At 58.8% G+C, this 24,701-nt stretch carries 21 protein-coding genes; 8 read left to right on the top strand and 13 right to left on the bottom strand.

Features of this window, described 5'->3' with window-relative positions:
• Positions 1 to 128: 128 nt before the first annotated feature.
• The 6 genes from ACR0I0_RS09050 to ACR0I0_RS09025 all read right to left on the bottom strand — a co-directional run bounded on the left by ACR0I0_RS09050 (position 129) and on the right by ACR0I0_RS09025 (position 5,473).
• Positions 129 to 1,532 carry an NAD(P)/FAD-dependent oxidoreductase gene (locus tag ACR0I0_RS09050; RefSeq protein ID WP_171724526.1) on the bottom strand — a complete coding sequence of 468 codons (1,404 nt, stop codon included), beginning with the start codon at positions 1,530 to 1,532 and terminating at the stop codon, positions 129 to 131.
• Between the two features lie 37 nt (positions 1,533 to 1,569).
• Complete coding sequence (locus ACR0I0_RS09045) at positions 1,570 to 1,956, bottom strand: nuclear transport factor 2 family protein (RefSeq protein WP_209835032.1); 387 nt, start codon at positions 1,954 to 1,956, stop codon at positions 1,570 to 1,572.
• A 26-nt stretch (positions 1,957 to 1,982) separates the two neighbouring features.
• Positions 1,983 to 2,477 carry a universal stress protein gene (locus tag ACR0I0_RS09040; RefSeq protein WP_171636286.1) on the bottom strand — a complete coding sequence of 165 codons (495 nt, stop codon included), beginning with the start codon at positions 2,475 to 2,477 and terminating at the stop codon, positions 1,983 to 1,985.
• A 17-nt stretch (positions 2,478 to 2,494) separates the two neighbouring features.
• Positions 2,495 to 3,835: a TRAP transporter large permease gene (locus ACR0I0_RS09035; protein ID WP_171117920.1), complete on the bottom strand. Its 1,341-nt coding sequence runs from the start codon at positions 3,833 to 3,835 to the stop codon at positions 2,495 to 2,497.
• 17 nt (positions 3,836 to 3,852) lie between these two features.
• Positions 3,853 to 4,389 carry a TRAP transporter small permease gene (locus tag ACR0I0_RS09030; protein WP_171636288.1) on the bottom strand — a complete coding sequence of 179 codons (537 nt, stop codon included), beginning with the start codon at positions 4,387 to 4,389 and terminating at the stop codon, positions 3,853 to 3,855.
• Between the two features lie 67 nt (positions 4,390 to 4,456).
• A complete protein-coding gene (locus ACR0I0_RS09025) occupies positions 4,457 to 5,473 on the bottom strand; it encodes a TRAP transporter substrate-binding protein (RefSeq protein WP_171636290.1) in 1,017 nt (338 codons plus the stop codon).
• Positions 5,474 to 5,630: 157 nt separating this feature from the next.
• Between ACR0I0_RS09025 and ACR0I0_RS09020 the strand changes: the two genes are divergently transcribed.
• Positions 5,631 to 6,557 carry a LysR family transcriptional regulator gene (locus tag ACR0I0_RS09020; RefSeq protein WP_480491063.1) on the top strand — a complete coding sequence of 309 codons (927 nt, stop codon included), beginning with the start codon at positions 5,631 to 5,633 and terminating at the stop codon, positions 6,555 to 6,557.
• Between the two features lie 80 nt (positions 6,558 to 6,637).
• Here the strand turns inward: ACR0I0_RS09020 and ACR0I0_RS09015 are convergent, their stop codons facing one another.
• Positions 6,638 to 6,982, bottom strand: a complete 345-nt coding sequence (locus ACR0I0_RS09015) for a RidA family protein (protein ID WP_171117928.1) — start codon at positions 6,980 to 6,982, stop codon at positions 6,638 to 6,640.
• A gap of 450 nt (positions 6,983 to 7,432) precedes the next feature.
• Between ACR0I0_RS09015 and ACR0I0_RS09010 the strand changes: the two genes are divergently transcribed.
• Positions 7,433 to 9,472, top strand: a complete 2,040-nt coding sequence (locus ACR0I0_RS09010) for an NADH:flavin oxidoreductase (RefSeq protein ID WP_171636295.1) — start codon at positions 7,433 to 7,435, stop codon at positions 9,470 to 9,472.
• Between the two features lie 86 nt (positions 9,473 to 9,558).
• Positions 9,559 to 11,577: a CocE/NonD family hydrolase gene (locus ACR0I0_RS09005; RefSeq protein ID WP_480491061.1), complete on the top strand. Its 2,019-nt coding sequence runs from the start codon at positions 9,559 to 9,561 to the stop codon at positions 11,575 to 11,577.
• A gap of 131 nt (positions 11,578 to 11,708) precedes the next feature.
• On the opposite strand, the gene ACR0I0_RS09000 is transcribed toward ACR0I0_RS09005, so the two are convergent.
• Positions 11,709 to 12,197 carry an Lrp/AsnC family transcriptional regulator gene (locus ACR0I0_RS09000; RefSeq protein ID WP_480491059.1) on the bottom strand — a complete coding sequence of 163 codons (489 nt, stop codon included), beginning with the start codon at positions 12,195 to 12,197 and terminating at the stop codon, positions 11,709 to 11,711.
• Positions 12,198 to 12,279: 82 nt separating this feature from the next.
• Here ACR0I0_RS09000 and ACR0I0_RS08995 point away from each other — a divergent pair, with 82 nt between their 5' ends.
• The 3 genes from ACR0I0_RS08995 (at position 12,280) to ACR0I0_RS08985 (ending at position 16,056) form a co-directional block, all read left to right on the top strand.
• Positions 12,280 to 13,422, top strand: a complete 1,143-nt coding sequence (locus ACR0I0_RS08995) for an amidohydrolase (protein WP_480491057.1) — start codon at positions 12,280 to 12,282, stop codon at positions 13,420 to 13,422.
• 14 nt (positions 13,423 to 13,436) lie between these two features.
• Complete coding sequence (locus ACR0I0_RS08990; RefSeq protein WP_480491056.1) at positions 13,437 to 14,609, top strand: diaminopropionate ammonia-lyase; 1,173 nt, start codon at positions 13,437 to 13,439, stop codon at positions 14,607 to 14,609.
• Between the two features lie 178 nt (positions 14,610 to 14,787).
• A complete protein-coding gene (locus ACR0I0_RS08985; RefSeq protein WP_171636305.1) occupies positions 14,788 to 16,056 on the top strand; it encodes an MFS transporter in 1,269 nt (422 codons plus the stop codon).
• 48 nt (positions 16,057 to 16,104) lie between these two features.
• On the opposite strand, the gene ubiV is transcribed toward ACR0I0_RS08985, so the two are convergent.
• From ubiV to ubiT, 3 genes are read right to left on the bottom strand one after another with little or no spacing between them, the layout of a single operon-like run.
• Entirely contained in the window at positions 16,105 to 17,022 is a 918-nt protein-coding gene (gene ubiV / locus ACR0I0_RS08980; protein ID WP_480491054.1) for a ubiquinone anaerobic biosynthesis protein UbiV, read from the bottom strand.
• 4 nt (positions 17,023 to 17,026) lie between these two features.
• The gene (ubiU, locus tag ACR0I0_RS08975; protein ID WP_171724648.1) at positions 17,027 to 18,004 is read right to left on the bottom strand and encodes a ubiquinone anaerobic biosynthesis protein UbiU; all 978 of its coding nucleotides are present in this window, start codon (positions 18,002 to 18,004) and stop codon (positions 17,027 to 17,029) included.
• Positions 18,004 to 18,546: a ubiquinone anaerobic biosynthesis accessory factor UbiT gene (gene ubiT / locus ACR0I0_RS08970; protein ID WP_348539746.1), complete on the bottom strand. Its 543-nt coding sequence runs from the start codon at positions 18,544 to 18,546 to the stop codon at positions 18,004 to 18,006. Before ubiT ends, ubiU begins: the two co-directional genes overlap by 1 nt.
• 137 nt (positions 18,547 to 18,683) lie before the next feature.
• Between ubiT and ACR0I0_RS08965 the strand changes: the two genes are divergently transcribed.
• Together ACR0I0_RS08965 and ACR0I0_RS08960 are read left to right on the top strand one after the other, a co-directional pair.
• On the top strand, positions 18,684 to 20,192 hold the full coding sequence (locus ACR0I0_RS08965; protein ID WP_480491071.1) for a UbiD family decarboxylase: 1,509 nt from the start codon (positions 18,684 to 18,686) through the stop codon (positions 20,190 to 20,192).
• Positions 20,189 to 20,806 (top strand): UbiX family flavin prenyltransferase, encoded by a 618-nt coding sequence (locus ACR0I0_RS08960; RefSeq protein ID WP_480488863.1) that lies wholly within the window; start codon positions 20,189 to 20,191, stop codon positions 20,804 to 20,806. Before ACR0I0_RS08965 ends, ACR0I0_RS08960 begins: the two co-directional genes overlap by 4 nt.
• A gap of 61 nt (positions 20,807 to 20,867) precedes the next feature.
• Here the strand turns inward: ACR0I0_RS08960 and ACR0I0_RS08955 are convergent, their stop codons facing one another.
• Entirely contained in the window at positions 20,868 to 23,285 is a 2,418-nt protein-coding gene (locus ACR0I0_RS08955; RefSeq protein WP_480491052.1) for a GcvT family protein, read from the bottom strand.
• Positions 23,286 to 23,313: 28 nt separating this feature from the next.
• Positions 23,314 to 24,564, bottom strand: a complete 1,251-nt coding sequence (locus ACR0I0_RS08950) for an aminotransferase class V-fold PLP-dependent enzyme (protein ID WP_171724535.1) — start codon at positions 24,562 to 24,564, stop codon at positions 23,314 to 23,316.
• Positions 24,565 to 24,701 lie beyond the last annotated feature (137 nt).

Below are 24,701 nucleotides of genomic sequence, written 5' to 3'. Positions count from 1 at the left end.
CGCAGATCCAATGATCCCGAACGCATGCTCAATCCCGTGCATCTGCAAAACCTTAACAAAGGCCTCTTCCGTCGTCATTTTCATAAGGGTGTTTCCTTATCCTTTCAGGGCGCCGAAGCCCCTGTGAGTTACAGTATTTCGTCTTTGAGGTAGTAGCCGACATACGCCATGCGCTGTCCCAGTCGGCGGAAAGGCGTCAGAATGCCGTGGCTGGGCAGCGGGGACGTGAAGATCGGTAGTTCAAACGCCTTGTCTTTCTTACCCGCGATCAGCTGTGCCATACGACGCCCGGCCTGAGCCGAGTACATCACGCCGTTGCCACCGTATCCCATCGCGTAGAACACGCGCTGTTGCGGGTCCGGCTGGAAGATACGCGGCATCATATCATGGCTGACATCGACCCAGCCCCACCACGAGTAGTCGAGGTTGATATCCGTCAGCGCCGGGAACTTTCGGGCGAGACCCTTTTTCAGTAGCTCCAGATGTTTTTCGTTCTCGGCATCACGCCCTGTCACCGCGCTGCGGCTGCCGATCTGCATCCGATTGTCCGGCAGCAGGCGGTAATAGTGGCGCAGCGTACGCGTGTCGGTCAGGGGGGATTTGGTCTGAATGCCACACTCATCCAGTTCGGCCTGGGTAAGCGGCCGTGTCACCATCGAGTTGGACAGGATGGGCATCAGGCGGTGCTTTGTGCGCGTGTTCAGACCCGGCGGAGTATAGCCCGCGGTTGCCAAGGCCACCGTTTTGGCGCGGACGATGCCGCCCGGTGTGCGCAGGTGATGCACGCCGTTCTTCGTCTGCCATCCCATGACCGGGCTGCCGGTGTGAATTTTCACCCCCAGACGGCGCGCCATGTTGACGTAGCCGAAGGCCAGTTTACCCGCATGGATGCAGGTCCCGTCAGGTTCCCACATGGCACCTGCGGCCTCCATATCGCGCACGTGCTTTTCGTGAAGTTCTTCCCGAGAGAGAATCCGCGAACCATAGCCGAACACGTCGTTGAGCAGCTTGCTTTCTTTCTTGAGGGAGGGCATGACCTTGTCGCGATGCGCGATGTAGTAGTGGCCGCCTGGCTGCGGGTCGCAATCGATATCGTCCGACGCAATCAGATTGTTGAACAGCTGAAACGCTTCTGTGACCTCGGCATGCATGCGCTTGGCCACGTCCGTGCCCCAGCGCTGAATCCATTGCGACCGTTTCAGCCGTCCGGATGAGATCTGGGCCTGCCCGCCATTGCGGGTGGAGCAGCCCCAAGAGACTGTATTTGCTTCTAAAACAACGGCTTGAATGCCGTGTTCCTTGGCAAGATGAATGGCGGTGGACAGGCCGGTATACCCCGACCCGATCACCACCACATCCGCATCCATATCGCTGGACACAGGTCCATCATCGGCCGGAGGTGTTCCGGCCGTTCCAATCCAATATGTGGGCGCGTGGTCGCGATTGTGACCCGGACCCGCATCTATGATCGGGTCATATTTCGGGTCATAGCTGGCCTTGGGCCAGTGTCGCGGGATGCTGTTATCCACCATTCTTGTTTTTCTCCGAGGCTGCGCGCAGGGCGGCGGATCAGGCTTTGAACATTGGACGCGTCTTTCGAAGCGCCTGTTTTACAACGATTTTACCGTCACGAACGGTGAACAGATCCGCACCTTCAGCTTCGATCCGCATACCGTTTGCGTCGGTTCCTGAGAAGGTCCACTCGGACACGGCACGATCACCGTGGACAAAATGGCTGTGATGGTCCCAATGGGCGTCTTTCATGCCTGCCCAGACGCCTGAAAACGCGGCGGCTATGGCTTCGGCACCTTCAACCTTGTTGCCGTATTTCTCGTCACCAGCCACGGTGTAGAACACGCAGTCGTCGGCGAAGTGGGTCATTACGCCGTCGATGTCATGGCGGTTGAACGCGTCAAACGTGTCCGCCAGGTCCTGCGCGGTCAGAGTTTTGCTCATTTTGTACTTCCTTGTCAGTGGGGTTGTTACGTTTCGTCCGGGTTCGGAACGATCAGTGTCGGTATCTTGGAGCGCCGCAAAACGCGTTTTGCGACGGTGCCCAGAAACGTATGCGAAAAGCCGTGATCATGCGCACCCAGCACGATCAGATCACAGCCCAGTTCGACCGAGCGGCGCAGGATCACTTCGGCCGGGTGGCCATCGGTGACCTCGACCGAGGTGATCTGATCGCGAATTTTTCCATCGTCGCCGTCAAACTGCGCCCAGAATTTGGCTTGTCGTTCGGCCAGTACCTTGCGCACCATCTCGTGACGACGCTCGATCGCGGTCTTGCGGGTTTCTTCATTCAGGATGAAGATCTCCATCGTGATCTTGGCATCGTCCGACAGTGGCTCATTCACATGCAGCACGTGAATTTCTGCCCCCGTGGCCTGCGCGATGCTGGCGGCATGGCGCATGGCGTGACCCGAGTTTTCGGACAGGTCAGTGGCAAAGAGGATGTTTGTGACCATCTGTTTCATGTCGTCATCCTTTCAGATCAGTAGCCAAACAGCCGTGGGAGCCACAGCGACAGTTCAGGGAAGAAGGCGATGATGAAGATCGCAATCGTGTTGGCGGCCGCAAAAGGCAGCGCACGCAATGAGATCTGTTCGATCGTGATGTTCGAGATACCCGAGGCGATGAACAGGTTTTCGCCCAGTGGCGGAGTCTGGAAACCGATACCCAGCGTGCAGACCATCACCACGCCAAAGTGGATCGGATCGATACCCACCGAATAAGCCACCGGAAGCATCACCGGAACCAGGATCAGGATGGTGGCCAGCGTCTCCATGAACATGCCGACGAACAGTAGGAAAAAGATGATCAGCGTCCAGATGACATAGAGGTTGTCCGTGAAGCTGAGCATCGAATCCGCGATGATCGCCGGGATCTGGTTTTCCACCAGCAGTCGGCCAAACACGGTCGCGGTGAACAGGATCAGCAGAACACGGCCCGTGAGCCAGGTGGTGGCCTCGAGCGACTGGAACAGCGACTGCCAGGTCAGTTCGCGGTAGATAACCACGCCCACGAACAGGGTGTAGAAAATCGCCACGATTGCCGCCTCGGTCGGAGTGAAGAAGCCGGTATAGATACCGCCCAGGATCACCAGCGGCGCCATCAGCGACCAGAAACCGCGATACATTTCGCAGCCCACGTGACGGATCGACCAACCTTCGGAAACGCCCTTGTAGCCGCGCTTTTTCGACATGAAGAAGTTCAGGATCAGCAGGCTGGTGGCGATCAGGAAGGCCGGGACGAATCCGGCAATGAACAGTTTCGAGATCGAAACCGACTGAAAGGTTCCGAACTTTTCCACGGCTTCCGGCGGCGGCGCCATGCCGAGCGCGGCAATGCCGAAGATCACCATCGGGATGGAGGGAGGAATGATAATCCCGAGGCCGCCAGAGGACGCAGTGATCGCCGAGGCATAGCCGCGCTCATAGCCGCGGTCGATCATCGCAGGGATCATCAGCATCCCAACGGCCGCGGTTGTTGCCGGGCCCGAGCCCGAAATGGCGCCGAAGAATAGACAAGCCATGACCGTTGCAGCCGAAATACCGCCGGTGAATGGACCGGCCAGGCTTTCAGCAACATTGATCAGGCGTTTCGAGATACCGGCGGCCTCCATCAGGGCCCCGGCAAGAATGAAGGCAGGCAACGCCATCAGGGGGAAAGCACCCACCGAGGTAAAGGCGATCTGCACGAATTTGATCGGGTTCTCGTCCAGGTAAAGGAATGAGACCAGCGATGCCACACCCAGCGCCACAGTGATCGGCGCGCCAATGAGCAGCAGAAACAGGAAAGACCCAAACAGGATTGTGACGATTTCGGATTCCATGGTTTATCCCCCTGCCCTTAGGATTTCTTTGCTGCTTCAGTCGCAGCTTTGATTTCGTCGAGGTCGATCTGATCGGGATCGTGAATATCCTCGCCCTTGATAAGGCGGCGGTAATTCACCTGAATGATGCGGACGGTCATCAGCGCAAACGCGATGGGCAGCACCATGTAGACGTACTTCATCTCGATACCCAGGGTCTGGGATTTCCAGAACTTGTTCATCTTGTTGAAGACAAAATCCGTCGCCAGATACAGGAAGTAGACATTGAAGAAGAGCCAGAAGAGATCGGCGAAGGCTTCGATGTATTTGATCGACCCATCGGGCAGGAACTTGAACTGGAATGTCACGCGGTTATGCGCACCTTTCAGAGCGGCGTAACTTGCGCCGAAATAGACGAACCAGACGAACATGTAGACCGAGAGTTCCTCGATCCAGCTGACCGAAAAGCCGAAGACCTCGCGCGCGATGATCTGCACGAACAAAAGGCAGACGAAGCCGGATAAGAGGATCCGGCAGATGACACTTTCTATGTTGTCCAGAAATTTCCAGAACATGTGGTTTCACTCCTCCCTGAAGTGAGAAGAGCGCCGCAGCGCTCTTCCCGGTATCGCCGTGCGACGATTATTGCTGGACCGGCTCGCGGCCGATGGCTTCAAGAACTGCATTCAGTTTCTCGACACCACCAATGGACTCGTAGAATTGCGGCCATACAGCTTCGGTCGCCAGTTGAATGAACTCGGCTTCGTCGTTCTCGGGGTCGATGATTTCCATCCCCTTGGCCGTCAGCTCTTCCTTGATGGCTGCTTCCGAGTCCCGCAGGAACTGGGCCGAGACCTGAGTGGCTTCCTGCCCTGCTTCCAGGATCATCTGCTGTTCCTCTTCGGACAGGTCCTGAAACACGGCTTCCGAGATGATCAGCGGTTCGATCGAGAAGATGTAACGCAGGTTGGTGACGTGGTTCTGAACCTCGTAGAACTTCATCGCATTGATCGTCAGGTAAGGGTTGTCCTGACCGTCAACCACTTTGGTCTGCAGGCCGGTGAAGGTTTCCGACCAGGCCATCGGGGTCGGGTTGATGCCCCATGCCTTGTAGGTTTCGATCATGATTTCGTTTTTGGGAACGCGAATGATCAGGTCCTGCAAATCCGCAACCGATTTGACCGGCTTCTTCGAGTTCGTCAGACGGCGGAAACCGGTATAGGTCCAGCCGATGATGCGCACACCGGCATCACGGATGGTGTTTTCGACCAGTTCCTGACCGATTGGACCCTGGGTCAGTTTTTCGGCATCTTCCAGGCTGAGGATCACGTAAGGCAGTGTGAAAACACCGACCGAAGGCGAGAACGGGGTGATGTTGTTGATCGCCAGCAGCGACATATCCAGCGTGCCGATCGCCGCCTCGTTCACCGTGTCCTGCTCGGAACCGAGCTGACCGTTGAGAAACAGTGTCGCGGTGTGCTCACCACCTGATTTTTCTTCGAGCGCTTTTACGAACGCGAGCCCCAGCGCCTCTTGTGCGCTGCCCGCGCTGTCGCCGACAGCGATCTTGAAGTTCTTCGCCTCGGCCGTGCCTGCAACCATCAGTGCGGCAACGGAAACGGCTGCGCTGAAAGTGCCAAGCTTTTTGATAAATGACATGGATTTCCTCCCATATGTCGTGTTTCGAGGTGCGCGCTGACCTGGGGAGAAGGTGGCCAGTCCGATTCTACCTCGGCGACACGAAGCTAACTTGCCAACTTGGTTTCGTCGTTGTTAATATTTGCGCGAAAGGTTTCATAAATTTCAAACATACGATATGAGACAGAACAAACTTGATACCCGGATCGGCGACACGGACATCCGTCTGCTGCGCGTGTTCAAAACCGTCGCGGAAAGTGGTGGCATCACGGCCGCCGAGATCGAGCTGAACATCGGCAAATCGACGATCTCGAAACACTTGTCTGACCTGGAACTGAGGCTTGGCCTAAAGCTGTGCAACCGGGGGCCGTCAGGGTTTTCACTGACGGAAGACGGCGAAAAGGTGCTGGCCGCGGCAGAAGACCTGCTTATTTCCGTGGCGCAGTTCAGAACCGAGGTCAACGAAGTCAAACAACAACTGGCCGGCAGCATTCGCGTGGCTCTGTTCGATCAATGTACGACCAACCCGGAAGCCCAACTTGCCCGCACCATTCACAAGTTCAATGAGGCCGCACCGGCGGTTCACATCGAACTGTCGCTGGAACCCCCCAACGTGATCGAAACAATGGTCATCAGCGGGCAAATGGATGTCGGTATCATCGCTTTGCACAGACCATCGGCAAGCCTGGAATACACGCCGCTCTACGGGGAAAACATGTATTTGTACTGTGGGCAGGAACACCCCCTGTTTGACCGCTCGGATCCAGAGTTGAAACTGAGTGTTCTTCGCAAGTTCAACTACGCCGGCCTGCACGTGAACTCTCCGAACCTCATCGTTGGTCAACAACTGGGGTTTCGACGTGCGGCCAAAGTGCAGAACGAACAAGCCCTTGTCATTCTGATACTTTCAGGTCGCTACCTTGGGTTTCTTCCCGATCATCTGGCGCAGGAATTTGTCGAACATGGGCTTATGAAAAAGGTTCTGCCCAAAGAGATCAAATACAGAACCCGTTTCGCGGCCGTGGCCAGAAAACAACCTGCGCCAACACGCGTGGCCAAGCTGTTTCTGGAAACTCTGGTAAAGGTACATTCTCAGGTACAGTAGGAACGCGGGCAGGACGTCTTGTTTCCCAGACCCAAACCCGCCCACGCCTGAAATCAGCACACGGCGCAAGGCCGGGCGGATCAATCGCAGGCTGCGGTAACGATCATCTCGACCTTCAGAACATCACGGGCCAGTTTCGCCTCGCCGCAGGCGCGGGCCGGGGCGTGGCCCTCTGGCACCCAGGCATCCCAGACCGCGTTCATTTCGGCAAAGTCGGCCATGTCCGACAGCCAGATCACGCATTGCAGGATACGCGTCTTGTCGCTGCCAGCCTTGGCCAGAAGGTCCTCGATCTTGGCAAGGATGTCACGGGTTTGATCGGCAACGGTTGCGGCATCGGAAACCTGACCGCACAGATAGGCGGTTCCGTTATGTTTGACGATGCGGCTCATGCGCTTGCCGGTCTCGATCCGAGTGATGGTCACGACTGCTGTCTCCTGTCACGAAAGGTATGTTCCAGTTGGGCGATAGAGCGAAACGACGCCAACCGCCAGCCCAGACCTTCAATCATCGAAAAATTGCCAGCCTGCCGCGCGGGAGTTTTCAGCCTAACAGCACGCTTATGTCCGGTGCGCGGCGACGGGATAAGCGGTTGCCAGCGCCTTGCGGACAGGTCGTTTTCGCGGATACCTTTTCTGTCCTGTCTTGCGCGCCTCGGCCAACGCATTCGGAGAAACATCGCGACTTTGGTTCACAAGGCGTTTGACGGAGGTTTCCCAGTCTGCTTTCAATCGGTCAAGAGCTTCTCCGCTCGCCCCAATATCGGAGCGCCATATGCCACCCGGCACTGCCGAAACACTGCTTTTTGCATGTCCGATGCAGGACAGCGAAGTTGGTCGACTGACGTCAATGGTTCCAACAAAGGACGGGTGGTCATGACCCGCGATGTGCTGCTGCAACCCTATCAGCTGAAGCATCTGACGCTGAAGAACAGGATCATGACGACCAGTCATGAACCCGCCTACCCCGAAGACGGTATGCCGAAAGAGCGTTACCGCGCCTATCATGAGATGCGCGCGAAAGCTGGGGTCGCGATGACCATGACGGCGGGTTCCGCCACCGTCAGTCGCGACAGCCCACCGGTGTTCAACAACATCCTTGCCTACAAGGACGAGGTGGTGCGCTGGATGGCTGAATTGACGGATGCCTGCCATGCTCATGGTTGCGCGGTCATGATCCAGTTGACCCATCTGGGGCGGCGCACGGGTTGGAACAAGGGCGATTGGCTGCCGTCGGTCTCTTCTTCGCATTATCGTGAACCGGCCCACCGGGCCTTTGCCAAGAAGATGGAAGACCATGATGTCGAACGGATCGTAAGCGACTACGCCGATGCAGCCGAGCGTATGAAGGCCGCGGGTCTCGACGGAATTGAATTGCAAGCCTATGGCCACCTGATCGATCAGTTCTGGTCACCACTCACCAATACGATGGACGCGCCCTATGGCGGCAGTTTCGACAATCGGTTGCGGTTCGGCTTCATGGTTCTGGATGCAATCCGCAACCGTGTCGGGCAGGATTTCATCGTTGGCGTCCGCTATACCGCGGATGAAGTCGAAAAAGGCGGCATCACCGAAGAAGACGGGCTGGAAATCGCCCGAAGGCTGCGCGACAGCGGTCAGGTCGATTTCCTGAACGTCATCCGCGGGCGCATTCATACGGATCCGGCCATGACGGATGTGATCCCGGTACAGGGCATGAAAAGTGCGCCTCATCTGGATTTCGCCGGGCGCGTACGAGCCGAAATCGGGATGCCGACCTTTCATGCATCGCGCATTCCCGATGTGGCAACCGCACGACATGCCGTGGCCTCGGGGTTGTTGGATATGGTCGGCATGACCCGCGCGCATATGGCCGACCCGATGATCGTGTCCAAGATCCGTGCCGGTCAGGAGGATGACATCCGCCCCTGCGTCGGTGCAACCTACTGCCTGGACCGAATTTATCAGGCGGGTGAAGCCCTTTGCATTCACAACCCCGCTACCGGGCGCGAATTGTCGATGCCGCATGTGATCCCCGCAGCCAAATCCCGCCGCCGGGCGGTCGTCGTCGGCGCAGGGCCCGGAGGGCTTGAAGCCGCGCGGGTCGCGGCAGAGCGCGGGCATGACGTTACCGTTCTGGAAGCGGCCCCTGAACCCGGAGGTCAGGTGCGTCTGGCCGCGCAATCCCGACGCCGGGCCGAGATGATCGGGATCATCGACTGGCGCATGGCGCAATGTGCTGCGCGCGACGTCAGGTTTCAGTTCAACACGTTTGCAGAGGCGGAGAACGTAACAACCTTTGCCCCGGATATGGTCGTGATTGCAACCGGAGGCTTGCCCGAGACGACAATATTGGAAACCGGCAACGATCTGGCGGTTTCGGCCTGGGACATCCTGTCGGCAGACGTGCAACCGGGCGAAAATGTCCTGATCTACGATGATGCGGGCGACCACCCGGCCCTGATGGCGGCCGAGGTCATCGCCGGGTCCGGTGCGCGGGTTGAGATCATGACCCGCGACCGCAGCTTTGCGCCCGAGATCATGGGCATGAATCTGGTGCCATATATGCGTGCGCTGCAAAAAACGGGGGCGGTGTTCACCGTTACCCGAACGCTGAAATCGCTGGTTCGCTCAGGCAATCAACTGGAAGCGGCGATTGGAACGGATTACTCGAAGCTTGTTGAAAAGCGCGTGTATGATCAGGTCATTGTCAATCAGGGCACCTTGCCTCTGGATGATCTCTATTTCCAACTCAAGCCGCTTTCGCGAAATCGTGGCCGTGTGGATCACGACGCTCTTGTCGCCAATTCGGGTGACGTGTTTCCGCAGGTGAACCCGAATGCCGGTTTTGATCTTTACCGGATCGGAGACGCCGTTTCTTCGCGCAACATACACGCGGCAGTCTATGACGCGCTGCGCCTAGGCCTTCGGTGGTGACGCCATCTGAGAATGCGTTGAACACGTACAGCCGATTGCCCGCACGGCATGAAACCCCTTATGCGCCCGAACGAAAAGGACCGGACATGAGCAATATTGAGGTCATCGAGACTGTTTGGATACCGCTGCCTGACGGCACGAAACTTGCGGCGCGCCTGTGGCTGCCGGAAAGCGCGAACAACGCCCCTGTGCCCTGTATCGTGGAATACATCCCCTATCGCCGCCGGGACAGGACACGCATGCGGGATGAAAGCATGCATCCGCAGTTTGCCGCCGCCGGTTACGCGTCGATCCGCGTTGATATCCGAGGCTATGGCGACAGTGATGGTGTTTCCGAAGATGAGTATTCGCATCAGGAGATTCAGGACGGTCACGACCTCATCCAGTGGATCGCCGATCAGGACTGGTGCGATGGGAACGTCGGAATGTTCGGCAAAAGCTGGGGCGCATATAACGCGTTCCAGGTGGCTGCGACGCGCCCTGCGGCTTTGAAGGCGATCGCACCGGTGATGGGCACAGACAACCGGTGGCGCGAGGACATCCACTTTTACGGCGGATGTCTGGCCAACGACAATTTCTGGTGGGGCTCGATCATGCAGCTGTACAACGCCATGCCACCAGACCCAGAGATTGTCGGCCCGGACCGCTGGCTTGACATGTGGCGCGAGCGGTTGGAAGGCGCCGCGTTCTGGCCGGCCATGTGGCTGGAACACCAGACCCATGACGAGATGTGGCGGCGCGGTTCGATCTGCGAGAACTATGCCGACGTGGATATACCGGTCTACTTTTTCGGCGGCTGGATGGATCTATACCGCGATACCCCATTCCGCATTGCCGAACACCTCAGCGGACCGGTCAAGATCCTGATGGGGCCCTGGGCGCATCTTTACCCGCATGAAGGGGTGCCCGGCCCCAAGGCTGATTTCGTCGGCGAGGTCATCCGGTTCTGGGATCACTGGCTGAAGGGAAAAGACACAGGGTTGATGGACGAACCACCCTTGCGTTTTTTCCTTCAAGACAGCGCAGCGCCGACCGGAACGCATCTGGAACGCACGGGGCGCTGGGTCGAAGAGCCGAGCTGGCCGTCACCGAATATCACCAACACGTCCCTGTGGCTGAATCATCTGACGCTTGAGGCAGACCCCGTTTCCGCGGCAGAGCTTGCGATTTGCTCGCCGCAAAGCTTTGGGGCGGCCGCAGGTGATATGTGCTCTTTCGCCATTCCCGGAGACATGGCGGCAGATTGCCGGATCGACGCCGCCGGCGCGTTGCAGTTCAAAGCGGCGCCACTTGAAGACGCACTTGATATCCTGGGGCAACCATCGGTCGATCTGAAGGTGTCAGCAGATCAGACTCAGGGCTTTGTCGTTGTATTGCTGGTGGACGAAGACCCGAACGGTGCGCAGACGCTGATTGCCAGGGGATTCTGCAACCTCAACCACCGGATCAGCGATACAGAACCCACGCCGATCACACCCGGGGAAGAGATGGCTGTTACCGTCTCGATGTATGGAACAGGATATCGGGTTCCGTCAGGTCATCGCATCGTTTTGCAGATCGCTTCGGCTTACTGGCCGGTACTCTGGCCCGCCCCCGAACCTGTGACACTTACAATCCGCCCGGGTCAATCTCATTTGCACTTGCCCATCCGCAACCCAGGCGTTGACACAACCGAACCCCGCCCGCTGCCGGAACCATCGGCGTCCGGTGAGGCCGCAAGAAAGACCAAGGTGCGCTCGGGCTCGATGGAACGCTCGGTCCACACGGACCTGACCAATGGCAAGGTGACACACAGGTTTTTTCTGGACGGGGGCGTCTTCGGGCCGGTGGGTGATTTCCGCCTGGACGATATTGGGACGGTGCTCAGCGACGTGTCGGATCGAAGATATTCAATCCATCCGGGTGACCCGCTTTCTGCTGTTGCCACGATGGAGCAGACCGCCGGTTTCGACCGTGAGGACTGGTCGGCCAGGATATGGACCTATTCCGAACAACGGGCAACGGCCACCGAGTTTCATTTGATCTCGCGCCTGAAGGCATGGTCAGGGGAGGAGCTGATCTTTGAGGAAGAGAAAGCGCATGTCATTCCGCGCAATGGAATGTAGTTGAAAACACGTTGGAAAAATTGCGTTGAGACCCGTGACGGGACTTGACTTCGCAGTCCTGTCAACCCAACCGAATGGTCCAGACTTGCGCGGACATGTCTGGACGGGCCTGTCGTTGCACCATGTGCCGGTCAGAACCCCAAAGCACTGCCGGATTTGATGGTATCCATGGAAACGAAGGTTCTGAACTTTCTAATATTGCCGTTTTCAAAGAACATCCTGCGGGTGAAATCTTCGTAAACCGCCATGCTTTCGACGACCACGACAACCATGAAATCAACCTCTCCGGTCACGTAAAAGCATTGCTGGACTTCCGGAGCATTCAGCAGGGTTTTCTTGACGGCATCGATCTCGTCCGGGGTTTCACTGACCAGTTCAAGTTCAACGAAGATGGTAAGTTGAAGACCTACGGCCGCCGGGTCAACGACGGCCACATTGGCTCGAATCACGCCCTCGGCCTCCATCCGGCGGATACGGCGCTGCACCGAGGGTGCGGACAGATTTACGGCCTCGCCAATCTTGTGCTGCGTGGTTCTGTTGTCTTGTTGCAGAATCCGCAGGATCGCGCGGTCAAAGTCATCCAATTGCGTCATGTGAAAGAAACTTGCATGGCTTGCCATTAACTAGAGCCCTTTTTTCAGGTCTCTTGCAATAAACTTGTTTCTCACATGTGGAGCAACACGTCGAAGGGGAAGTTTTGCCGTGACAGCATTGACAGAACGCCTGCGTGCGTTGCGCCATGAGTTTCATCGCAACCCCGAGCTTGGGTTTCAGGAAGTCTGGACCAAGAACCGGATTGCCGGGCATCTGCGCAACCTAGGCATCGAGGTGTTTGAAGGGGTCGGTGTCGTGGGCGTCTTGAAGGCGGGCAATGGCAATCGCGCCATTGGGCTGCGCGCGGATTTCGACGCGCTCCCGATTACCGAGGTCAATACGTTTGCGCACAAGTCGCAGAACGAAGGTGTCATGCATGCCTGTGGACATGATGGCCACACGGTGATGCTGCTTGGGGCCGCCGAATTGCTGGCCAAGGATCCGACGTTTGACGGCACGGTTGTCTTTCTGTTCCAGCCCAATGAAGAGCATGGGCTTGGGGCAATAGCGATGATCGATGAGGGCGTTTTGCGGACCTTCCCGATTGATGAGGTTTACGGCGCGCACAATCTTCCGGGTGAGCCTGTCGGGCGGGTTTCCACCCGCGCCGGTGTCATCTGTTGCAGTGAAAGCCTGTTTGAAATCACGCTTTCCGGTCAAGGCGGTCATGCCTCGATGCCCCATGTCGGGCGCGAAACGATCACGCCTGCGGCGGAACTTGTATTGGCCCTGCAAACCATCGTTTCACGCAAGCTTGCACCTTCATCCGGCGCCGTGGTGTCGGTGACCGAGTTCACCACCGACGGGCAGCGCAATGTCCTTCCGGGGCGTACTGTTCTGAAAGGTGACGCGCGGGCCATGTCACCGGCAGACCGCAAGCTGATCGAACGCACCATGCGCCAGATCGCAGGCGGTGTGGCCAAAAGCCATGGCGTCGAGGTGAGTGTGGATTTCCGTACCGCATTCATCGAGGCAAACAATGATGCCGATGCCGCATCGCATGTCGTTGCAGCGGCTTCGGCCATGGGTCTTGAGGTGGACGGAGACCGCTCTGCCATGTCTTTCTCGGAAGATTTTGCTGAATTTGCCGCCGTTGTGCCCGGGTGTTTCCTGCTTATCGGCAACGGGACCGAAGGATCAAACGGCCGTCCGCTGCACTCGGCTGATTACGATTTCAACGACGCACTGCTCCCGCTGGGTGCAGAACTCTGGGCAGAGCTGGTACGGCAGCGCCTGCCGCTGACCCCCTGACAGGATACACGACCATGACAGAAATCATCGCCCATCAGGCAGGCAGGCCGAGCTTTGGCCCCGCTGCCGAAACCGTTTTGACACAACAGGATTTCGATCGCGCAGCAAGGGAAATCACCCAATGGGAGGGGTATGCGCCAACGCCTCTGCATTCTTTGCCATCGTTGGCAGCCGAGATCAGAGTCGCGGAAGTCCACTACAAGGATGAAGGTCCCCGGTTTGGTCTTGGAAGTTTCAAGGCCTTGGGGGGGGCCTTTGCCGCCTTGCGTGTTCTGCAACGCGAAATATCGCGCCGGACCGGTCAGGACGTGTCATTGGAAGATATCCGTACTGGCCGCTGCGCCGACATGGTTGCCAGTATCACGCTTGTTTCGGCAACCGATGGCAACCACGGTCGGTCGCTCGCGTGGGGGTGCAAGCGGTTCGGCGCGCCGTGCCGGATCTACATTCACGCCGAAGTCAGTGAAGGCCGCGCGCAGGCCATGCGCGAACTCGGGGCCGACGTCGTGCGCATCAATGGAGACTATGACGCCTCGGTGGATCAGTGTCGGCGGGAAGCCGACGAGAACGGCTGGTTCGTGGTTTCGGACACATCCTGGCCAGGCTACACTGACCCGCCGCGCGACGTGATGTCGGGCTATGGTGTCATGGTCAAAGAAGTCGTGGATGCAATGGACACGGCACCGACGCATGTCTTTCTGCAAGGTGGAGTTGGAGGGCTTGCCGCGGCAGTTGCGGCAGCATTGCGTCAGGCCTGGGGTGATGCCGCGCCGCGCGTCGTGGTCGTGGAACCGCATCTGGCGGCGTGTTTGTTCGAAAGCGCAAGGCAGGGGCAAGCCGCGTCCGTAGATATCGAAGAAGAGACCATTATGGCGGGTTTGTCCTGCGGGGTGCCGTCACCGATGGCGTGGCAGGTTTTGCGCAGCGAAGCCTCGGACTTTCTGACAATCGACGATCAGCTGATACCGCCCACCGTCCGTCGCCTGGCGCGTCCGCATGGTAGTGATCCGGCGATCGAAGCCGGAGAGAGCGGCGTTGCCGGATTGGCCGCATTGATCGAAGCGGCCAACAACCCCGAGCTTTTCCAGAAGCTTGGATTGACGCCGCAGTCTCGGGTTTTGACGATCGGCTCTGAAGGCGTGACGGATCCCGATATCTATGCCCGGATCATGCAAGGCGACGTGTAACTCAGCCGCAATTCCTGCGGGCACAGAGGCCAATCCGTTTAGCCGAAAACCCAGTTTCAATGGGCCTTGGGACGGTTGAATCCGACATAGTGGCCCGCAACGGAGAAGTTCCATCAAACGACATCCCGATGTCGTAGGAGTTGTATACAGGCCCGCCCCGCATCAGTAGCGGTTCGCTATGATACGCGCGTTAAACGAAAACTGGGCCCTGTTCCTTGGGATGTTCATGCTGATGGTTGCCAACGGTCTGTTGGCGACGTTGCTGACGATCCGGGGGGCCAGTCTGGGCTTTAGTGACTTCACGATTTCCGTCATGCAGGCAAGCTATCCCCTGGGTGCGCTTGCAGGGACGGCACTTGCCCCGAGGCTGGTCGAAAATGTCGGGCATATTCGGGCATTTTCGGCCCTCGCCTCGCTGGTTTCGATTGCGGCCATCGTGCATCTACTGACCAGCGACGCGATCAGCTGGAGCGTGATGCGTCTGTTGGGCGGATTTTGTTACCCGGGGCTTTACGTCATCACCGAAAGCTGGCTGAACGCGAAGTCCGAGAACAACATGCGCGCTCAGGTCCTGTCGCTGTATTTCATTATCCAGCTTGCCGGCCCGGCGCTTGGCACCGCCATAGTAGGCTTTCCCGACCCCACTGGGAACCTGCTGTTCGGGCTTGTTTCCATCCTGATTTCGCTTTCGATCGTGCCGCTTCTTCTGTCGGGCAACAAGGCGCCGGAATATGCCGCTCCGGAACGCATGTCGGTTCCCGTGCTTTACAAGGTTTCGCCCATCGCAGTCATCGGTATCGTTCTGGTCAGCATCGGTGTCGCGGCGTCTTATATCTCGTTGCCGCTTTATGCGTTGCAAAACGGCTTTACGACGGCGCAGGCGTCAGGGGCGCTGGTGGCGGCGCTGATCGCCGGTGCGGTTGTGCAATACCCGATCGGCTGGCTGTCGGATCACACCGACAGACGCTATGTGGTAATCGGGCTGGGTGTCGTTACGACTCTGTCCAGTCTTTGGATGGCCATCGATACGTCGCCGTCTCATATCGTCTATGGTTTTGTTCTGATCGCAATCGGGCTGTATCCCGCGTATTCGATCCTGACGGCGCATGCCAATGATCAGCTCAAGCTGTCTCAGATCGTTCCCGCCAGTGGCACGATGGTGCTACTGCTGAATGTCGGCCTGCTGGTGGGAACCATGCTGGGGCCGAACTCTATCTCATTGTTCGGCGGGCGCGGTCTTCCGTTTCTTCTGGCGGCTATCGGTATTGCGGTCGCCCTTTTCGCATTGATCCGGCGTGTTCAGGTGGCCGCTCCCACCGATACCGGCGATGTGCAGGTCGTGGGGATTATCGGCACCGGGCAACCCGGGGTCTTGCAGGCCGAAACCTGGGTTCAAGAGGAAGAAACCCGGACAAACCCGGACTCATCCCAAGGGTTCAAAGCATAGGCTGTTTCATTCGCGTCCGGCGCGACGGACGCCGTGCCGATGCGGCGGTCAAACCGAGATCGAAGCCGCCTTTGATGCACCGGACCATTCTGCACCGCAGGACCCCGTCAGAAATCCGTCGCTCAACCGAATATCAGGATCAGCGCCACGCAGGGCGCACTCCACTTCTCCTTGGGGAAGATCACCGTCGATACGTTTTCGATACAGTTCGCACAGTTGACGGAATCCGCCAGATTGCGGCGACAGACGCAACGCCGAGATGCCAGCCTGTTTCAGCAGGTCGATCTGATGATCCGTACAGGCATGGCTGTCTGACAGGGTCTGCACACCGTTCATGGCCATAAAAGGCTTGCCTTCACCGGTCAGAACGTCCAACCCGTCCGGATCGTCTTCGCAGGCAAACTGGCAATTGTCCTTGCTGCGCCCATGCAATCGCGCGTGGTAACAGCGCCCGGAAATGGCCAGCGGCAACCTGCCATGCCCCCATATTTCGATCGCGACGCCCAAGTCCGAGGCAGCTTGCGCCAGCGTTTTGACCGAAGCGATGGGCAATTCCGGCGGAAGACAAACCCGGCGCGCACCCCGAGCAGCCAACCATTTCAAAGTACCTTCGTTGTAGACATTTACCAGCGGGCCAACGGCAAACGTGCAGGTTCCGGGCAAATGTGCCAGCGCGGTCAGATCGTTGATCTCGACCATGACGCCCATTTCTGCAAGCTCAGCCGTGAGTTTGCGCTCGCGTTTCAGGGTCACAAGGGCCAGGCTTGTCAGCGCAACCTCTTTGCCCGCCTCCACCAGCCGGGAAATCGCCGCAGGGATACGATCCTGGTAAAACGGCAAGCGCTTGGAACAGACCAGTTCCCCAAGCACGACGCGGTCGACGGGCGATCGGGCCAGATCATCATAAAATGCAGCCCAGGTTTCGGAGGGCCAGAAGAACTGGTTCGGGCCTATTGTCAGTTCCATCGGATCACCTCCACGTCTTTTTGTAAGCGCCGGTCGTCATGGCCTGCCCTTCCGACAGTCGCGCAAGCATACCTTCGGGCATCGGCTGGCCTGACTCCAGCGCATCGACCGCGGCGCGAAAATTCCGAACGACCTGTGCGACATAAGATTTTGACCGCTGGCGCCCTTCGATCTTCAAGGCTGTCACACCTGCCTTTTGCAATTGCGGGATCAGCCGTTCTGCGTTCAAGCTGACGGGATCCTCGAACAGGTGCCCGGTTTTTTCACCTGCGGAAAAACACCCTTTGCACAAAGTCGGATACGGTGCGGGCTCATCCCGTTCGACCCGGTGGATCAGGTACCCGCCAAGGCGCGCGTTCAACGCGCCCTGTTCTTCTTGATACTGCACATGGCTGGCAGGGGAGCAGACACCATTCATGTTTGGAGACAACCCGGTGGCATAAGAGGACAGCGAGCATCGCCCCTCGGCCATGACGCAAAGACCGCCAAACACGAAGACTTCGGTTTCGACATCGGTTTCAGAGTTGATCGCGGCAATTTCCGGAACGGACAAAACGCGCGGCAAGACCACCCGCTTTACACCGAAAGTTTCGGCATAGAAATTGATCACGTCAGCATTGGCCGCCGCGGCCTGCACGGACAGATGTCTGCGCAGCTTGGGATGATGTCGCGCCGCGTAGTCCAGCAAGCCCAGATCGGCGAGAATGACAGCATCTGCACCGCAGGTTTCGGCATCCGCCACCGCTTGTTTCCAAATCCCTTCGTTGCCTGCCTGCGGGAAGGTATTGATTGCAATCAAGACCTTCGATCCGTGATCATGGGCAAAGGAAATTCCGGCCCGCATTTCAGCGCGGTCAAAGTTGAGCCCCGGAAAGTTCCGCGCATTGGTTTCGTCATTGAAGCCACAATAGACCGTGTGAGCCCCGGCCCTGACGGCTGCACGCAGGGCCGCGGGCGTTCCCGCCGGGCAAACGATTTCCATTACCATAGGATCGCGTCCTCGGGTCGGGTCAGGCACAGGCCGGTCCGACGCTCTGCAAAGGCGATGATCTGCTTCAGCTGGCGTTCAAGCGGGCCGGAAAGGGTTGCGGCCTCGTGCGCGAGGTCCAGCTCTGCGTCGTCAATTGCGTTGCGCAGCGCCAGTGCCGCGGCTGTGTCGCCCTCGATCACCAGATCGCGCGAAAAGAACAGGGCGTCACCGTCAAACGCTCCATGCACCAGCCCCAACAGCGCCGCCAGTGGGCCGGAAATTCGCGCGGCCCCGTCCACGCGCCCGCGGCTCAATCTGATTCTCGGTGCGCCGTCATTCGGTTCGAGCAGAAGGACAACGGGCAGATCCGTTGGATCAAGCACAAAGGCTGCCCGGCTGTATTCCCCGAGCCGGTTGAGCAAATCGGGGTGTTTCTTGGTTATTTTGCGGGAAAACGCCGTCAGTGACAGCGACAAGGGTGCAAGCGGAACAAACCGCAGGGCTGCGGCCAAAGCGGCAGGGCATTGCGGTATCTGGTTTAGGGGATCGGACAAACAGACCTCCTGCTGTCTCAACAAAGTGAACCGGTGCGGCCTTCCTAAAGCCGCCCCGGCGCCCGGGACTTGACGGTTGTCAATTCGACCGGTCTCTTTCGCTGCTAGAGGGTAGGCACCATCGCCGGAGCAAACCCATTCGCACTCTGCCGCCATATCCCAGCCTTCGACATTTTCTGAAATGGTGTGAAGAAAAAGGGCAGTTCAGGCGCATCGCCGAACCGGTTTCCGTGCGCCATCAAATGACCGCTGTCCACCGCGCCGTGTTAGAGGCCAATGGGCCCGTGTTGCAATTCGACACGCCGACGGGCGTGCCCTCGGGGCAGTGCGACATGCCGGTTGTGGTCAACCTGTTCGGAACTTCGGAACGCGTCGCCGCCGGGCTGGGCGTTTCTTCCGATGGGCTGGGTGATCTGGGCGCGTTTCTGGCCGCGCTTCGGGCCCCGACGCCGCCGGGCGGGTTGCGGGATGCGCTGTCCCGGTGGCCGATGCTGAAGGCCGCATTGTCCACACGACCGAAGCAGGTCAAAACCGCCGCTGTTCAGCAGGTTTGCCACAGCGGAGCCGATGTTGATCTTTCTGCGCTGCCGATCCAGACACACTGGCCCCGGGACGCGGGGCCCCTGATCACCTGGCCTGTGGTCATCACCCGCCCCCGTGGCAGCGAACCCGACGCGGTACAAACTTACAACGCCGGCGTTTATCGCGTTCAGGTGCTGGACCGGAACCGTCTGATTATGCGCTGGTTGCCACATCGCGGCGGGGCCGCTCATCATCGCAGTTGGGCGCAGCACGGCGAAAAGACGCCGGTCGCAATAGTTCTGGGCGCAAACCCCGCGACCTTGTTGTCGGCGGCTCTGCCCCTGCCCGAATTGGTGTCTGAGCTGACATTTGCCGGGGCCCTGAACCAGAACCGGCCACGATTGGTTCCGGCCAAATCCGTCCCACTGCTTGTACCGGCAGATGCCGAGATCGTTCTGGAAGGCTGGGTGTCGCCAAGCGAGACAACACCCGAAGGGCCGTTCGGGGATCATACCGGGTACTACAACCCCGCCGAGCCGTTTCCGGTGATGCATGTCACGGCCGTGACCCATCGCGAGGCACCACTGTATCTGTCAACCTATACCGGACGCCCGCCTGACGAACCTGCGATCATTGGCGAAGTGTTCAATCGATTGGCCTTGCCGACCATTCGCGCTCAGATCCCCGAAATACACGACCTTTGGCTGCCGCCTGCCGCCTGTTCCTATCGCATCGCCATCGTCGCCATCGACAAGCGATATCCGGGCCAGGCCCGGCGTGTGATGATGGCGCTTTGGGGGATGCTGCCGCAATTCAGCTATACAAAGATGATCGTTGCGGTAGATGCCGATATCGACCCCCGAAACTGGAACGATATCGCCTGGGCGCTTGCCACGCGAATGGACCCGGGCCGCGATGTGATGATCCTGGACAGGACACCCATGGATTATCTGGATTTCGCCTCGCCGGAACCCGGTCTGGCCGGAAAGCTGGGCATCGACGCCACGACAAAAACAGGCAGTGAAACACAGCGGGAATGGGGGACGGTCATGCGCACCGACAAAGTTGATCACGCATTTGCGGAAGACCTGATAGACAGATTGATGCCAGAGCTGAGAACATGACGAAAACCCGAGTAGTCTTAGGCGTGTCAGGCGCTTCCGGTGCGGTTTTGAGCCTTGCGGTCGCACGACATCTGACATCGGCGGATATCGAAATCGACCTGGTCGTCAGCCCCGCTGCCCGTCTGACGCTTGCGCAGGAATGCGGCCCCGATGCCCTGAAGGAACTGCGGCAGTCGGCAACCCGTCATCACGCGCCCGCCGATATCGGGGCCAGTATAGCGTCCGGTTCGGTGCCGGTATCCGGGATGATCGTCGCGCCCTGTTCCATGCGCTCATTGGGTGCGATCGCGCATGGACTGGACGACAACCTGCTGACACGAGCGGCGGGCGTTCAGCTCAAGGAACGACGCCCACTGGTACTGCTGACACGAGAAGCGCCGCTGACACTGGCGCATTTGCGCAATATGACGGCGGCCGCAGAAATGGGAGCCATCATCCTGCCCCCTGTGCCTGCCTTCTATTTAAACCCGGTCAACATAACCGAAATCGCGGATCAGATCGCAGCGCGCGCTGTTGATTGTCTGAAGGTTTGCGCACCGGCCGCGAAACAGTGGCATCCCGAAACCGAGGCGGACCCTGTCGAACGGTTCGAAAGCAAATTGCACATCCCATAGCCACAGATCGCGGATGAGATCTGCGGCTATGGGATGACCTTGATCCGGCGGGCCGGTTGTTTCAGTCGCGCAGCCTGCCGCCCAAAGGATCGAACGGCGCCTCTGCCAGCACCCGAGCCTTATGCGGTTTGCCAATCACCTGGATCACCACTTCATCCCCTGGCTGCGCCACCTCGGGGTTGCGGAAACCCAATGCCAGAGATTTCCCGACTGAATACCCGTACGCGCCCGATGTGACACGGCCGACAGGCGCACCATCAGGTGTAAAGATCGGCTCACTGCCGGTGGCGTCGGCATCCTCGGTCACGTCCAGTTCAAAGATGGACAGGACCTCGCGCGGAGCTCTATCCTTGATGGACAGATAGGCGTCTTTGTGCAGGAAATCCTTGTCCAGCTTGATCAGGCCCGTCAGCCCGACCTCTTGCGGCCAGTATTCCTGGGAATATTCCCGCCCCCAGGATCCATAACCCTTTTCGATGCGCAGCGACCCAAGCGCCCGTCCACCCACGGGGCCGCCACCGCAGTCTTTGGCGGCTTCGAGCAACGCAGAGTAAAGCGCGACCTGATCGGTTTCGGCGCAGTGCAGTTCCCAACCCAGATCGCCGGTAAAGCTGACCCGGATGGCCACGCAATCAACACCTGCTACGGTGATCTTTCGGGACCGCATGAAGCGGAACGCTTCGTTGGAAAGGTCTGCATTGGTCAGGCGCGCCAATGCCTCGCGTGATTTCGGGCCGGCGATGTTGAACCCGGCGATGCGGTCCGTTGCCACGTCAAGAGTTGTGCCCTGAGGCATTTCCACCATCTGAAAGAAGCGCTGATGATAGCGTTCAGCCATGCCGGAGCCAATCATCACATATTCGTCTTCCGCCAGCTTGGTGACGGTGAAATCCCCCGCCACGCCACCGCGGACCGAAATCAGCGGCGTCAGGCAGCTGCGCCCAATTTCGGTCGGCACGCGATTGGCCACCAGGCGGTCCAGCCAGTCGTAGGCACCAGGCCCCTTGATCACGTAATTGGCGAAGTTCGAGATATCGATCACGCCCACGCTGTCGCGCAGCATCTGAACCTCGCGCCCGACCGGATCAAACCAGTTCTGGCGGGTGAAACCAGTGGTCTCTTCGGTGCCGGGTTCATCGGCAAACCACAACGGGTGTTCCCAGCCACAGTTGAGACCAAAGACACAGCCCATCTGTTTCTGCATCTCGTAGGCGGGGCGCACACGGGCCGGGCGGCCTGCACTGCGTTCTTCATTCGGGAAGTGAATTTTGAACCGATGGGTGTATGCGTCTTCGACCCGGGCCTTGGTGAACTTTTTGTCGGCCCAGTCGCCAAAGCGGGCGAGATCCCAGGCGAACATGTCATATTGCGGCTCACCCTCGATCATCCATTGCGCCGCCAGCAGCCCCAGCCCGCCGGATTGCGAGAAGCCGGGGATCAGACCGCCGCAGAGGAAATAGTTCTTCAGTTCGGGCACCGGCCCCCACAGCATATTGGCATCGGGCGACCAGATCATCGGGCCGTTGATTACCCGTTTCACCCCGGCTGTGGCGGCAACCGGCACGCGTTCGGTGGCGCGGATCACATTTTCCATGATCCGGTCCAGATCGTCGGGAAACAGATCATGCGCGAAGTCAAGCGGCGTACCGTCTTCGGCCCAGAACTTCATGTCTTTCTCATAGGCCCCGATCAGCAGGCCGTTGCCCTCTTGTCGGAAGTAATACTCGCCGTCCCGGTCGGCGATTGACGGCAGACGACGGCCCAGACTGGCCACTTCGTCGATGCTTTCGGTCACGAAATACTGATGTTCGGTCGGTTGCAGCGGCAGGGTCAAGCCTGCCAGCGCCGCCACCTCGCGCCCCCAGAGGCCCGCCGCGTTGACCACCCATTGAGCATGAATGTCACCCTTGGGCGTACGAACGATCCAACTGCCATCGGGTTGCTGTTCCGTGGCGATCACCGGGCAGAACCGTTCGATGGTGGCCCCCATCGCACGGGCCCCGGCGGCATAGGCATGCGGTACGCCGGACGGGTCCACATTGCCGCCATCAGGTTCGTACATGATGCAGCGGATGTCATCAAACTGCGCCAGCGGGTGCAGCTCTTTGGCCTCTTCTCGGCTGACCTCGTGAAAATTCAGCCCATAGAACCGGGCCTTCGCCTCTTGCAGGCGCAACTGTTGCTCGCGCTCTTCGGTCTGGGCCAGATAGAGCGATCCGGGCTGGAACACACCACAGCTTTGGCCGGTTTCCTTCTCCAGCTCTTTGTACAGGTTCATTGTATAGTGCTGGATGCGGGTGATGTTGTTGTTGTCATGCAGACCGTGGATGTTGGCCGCCGCGTGCCAGGTCGATCCGCTGGTCAGCTCATCGCGTTCCAGCAGGATCGAGTCCGTCCAGCCGAGTTTGGCAAGGTGATACAGGATCGACGTACCGGCAAGGCCGCCGCCGATGACAACAGCTTGTGCATGGGTTTTCATGAGGGAATGTCCTTGGATATGGCGCGGCTCAAGCGGCGATTTCTTTCATGACGGCAAGGAATTTGGCGACTTCGCCGATCGAGTTGTAGTGACACATCGAGACCCGTACACAGGCATCATAGCCAAGCGGTGTCAGGATATTGCCGGAATAGTGGTCCGCCTTGCGCAGATGCGTGCGGATACCGTGTTCGTTCAGCCGTTTGACGACCTCGGACGAGGCCACGCCTTCGACACGCAGCGATACCAGACCTTCTCGTGCCGGGTTGTCGGCCCCGCCCAGAATGGTGACTTTTTCCATCTCGGCCAGGCCGCTCAGGTTGCCGGTGCCGTGGATCATCGCGTCGGTCAGCGCCTTTTCCTGCGCATGGATCGCATCACCCGCCGCCAGAAACTTGCCGCGCCGGTCTTCGGCATCGCTGACCTGACTGCCCAGCCATTCGAAATAGGATACGACGTCGGACATCGTGGCATAAGCTCCGGTGTCGCGCGTGCCCATTTCCCAATTGTCCGCGGGGCCATTCAGCAAGGCGTTGTGCTCCAGCGCGGTCAAGCGATCAGAGATCCAGGCCACGCCGTAGCCATGACGCGAAAACACCTTGTAGGGCGAAATCACATAACCATCGACGTCATAGGCGGTCAGATCGATCCGGCCATGCGCTGCGTGCTGGATGCCATCGACGATGATGAAACAATCCGGAGCCACGGTGCGGATGGCCTGAGAAACGGCAGCGACATCAACGCCCATTCCCGTCACCGGAGAGGTATGCAGGATCGTCGCCACTTTGGTATCCGGTGTCACGGCCGCGGCATAGGCTTCGGCCGAGACGGTGCCGGTGGCGTCATCATGGGGTACCAAAACGTGGGTTTGCCCGGAAATGCGGGCCCAACGATCACAGGCCGAACGCGTCGCCGGGTGTTCCAATGTGGATCCCAGCACAACGCCCGGACCCGTTCCCAGACATGCGTTCATGATCAGCCGGAACAACAGTTCTGTACCGCTTTCACCCACAAAGAACTGCCCGCCGGGTGCGTTCATGAAATCCCGCATATCCGCCTTGGCCGCGTTGATCGTGGCGACCAGCGCATGGGATCCCGGATTGTCGCGCCCCTGGTTGTCCGGGATGGCGGCGTAACGAACCGAGCTTTCCAAAACTGAATTCAATGTCAGTGCGCCTCCGGCATTCTCGAAAAAGATCCGCTCACCCTGTTCGGGGCAATGATCGATCTGGGCAAATCGGCTGCGGATTTGGTTCAGCAGGCTCTCTGATATTTGGCTCATGGTCAGTGGTTCTTGTTTCGTTGTGTGTGCAAAGCTGTGCTTTGCCGACCCTAGGACGGTTCTTGCCGCAAGACATGCAAAAAAAACTGTGGCAAAGCGGTTGAATATTCTGTGCAAGTCGCGCGGGTGCCAGTCCA

The organism is Ruegeria sp. AG6, assembly GCF_056541565.1.
Note: the sequence above shows the minus strand (reverse complement) of the source record. Positions and strands in the feature narration are given on the sequence as shown.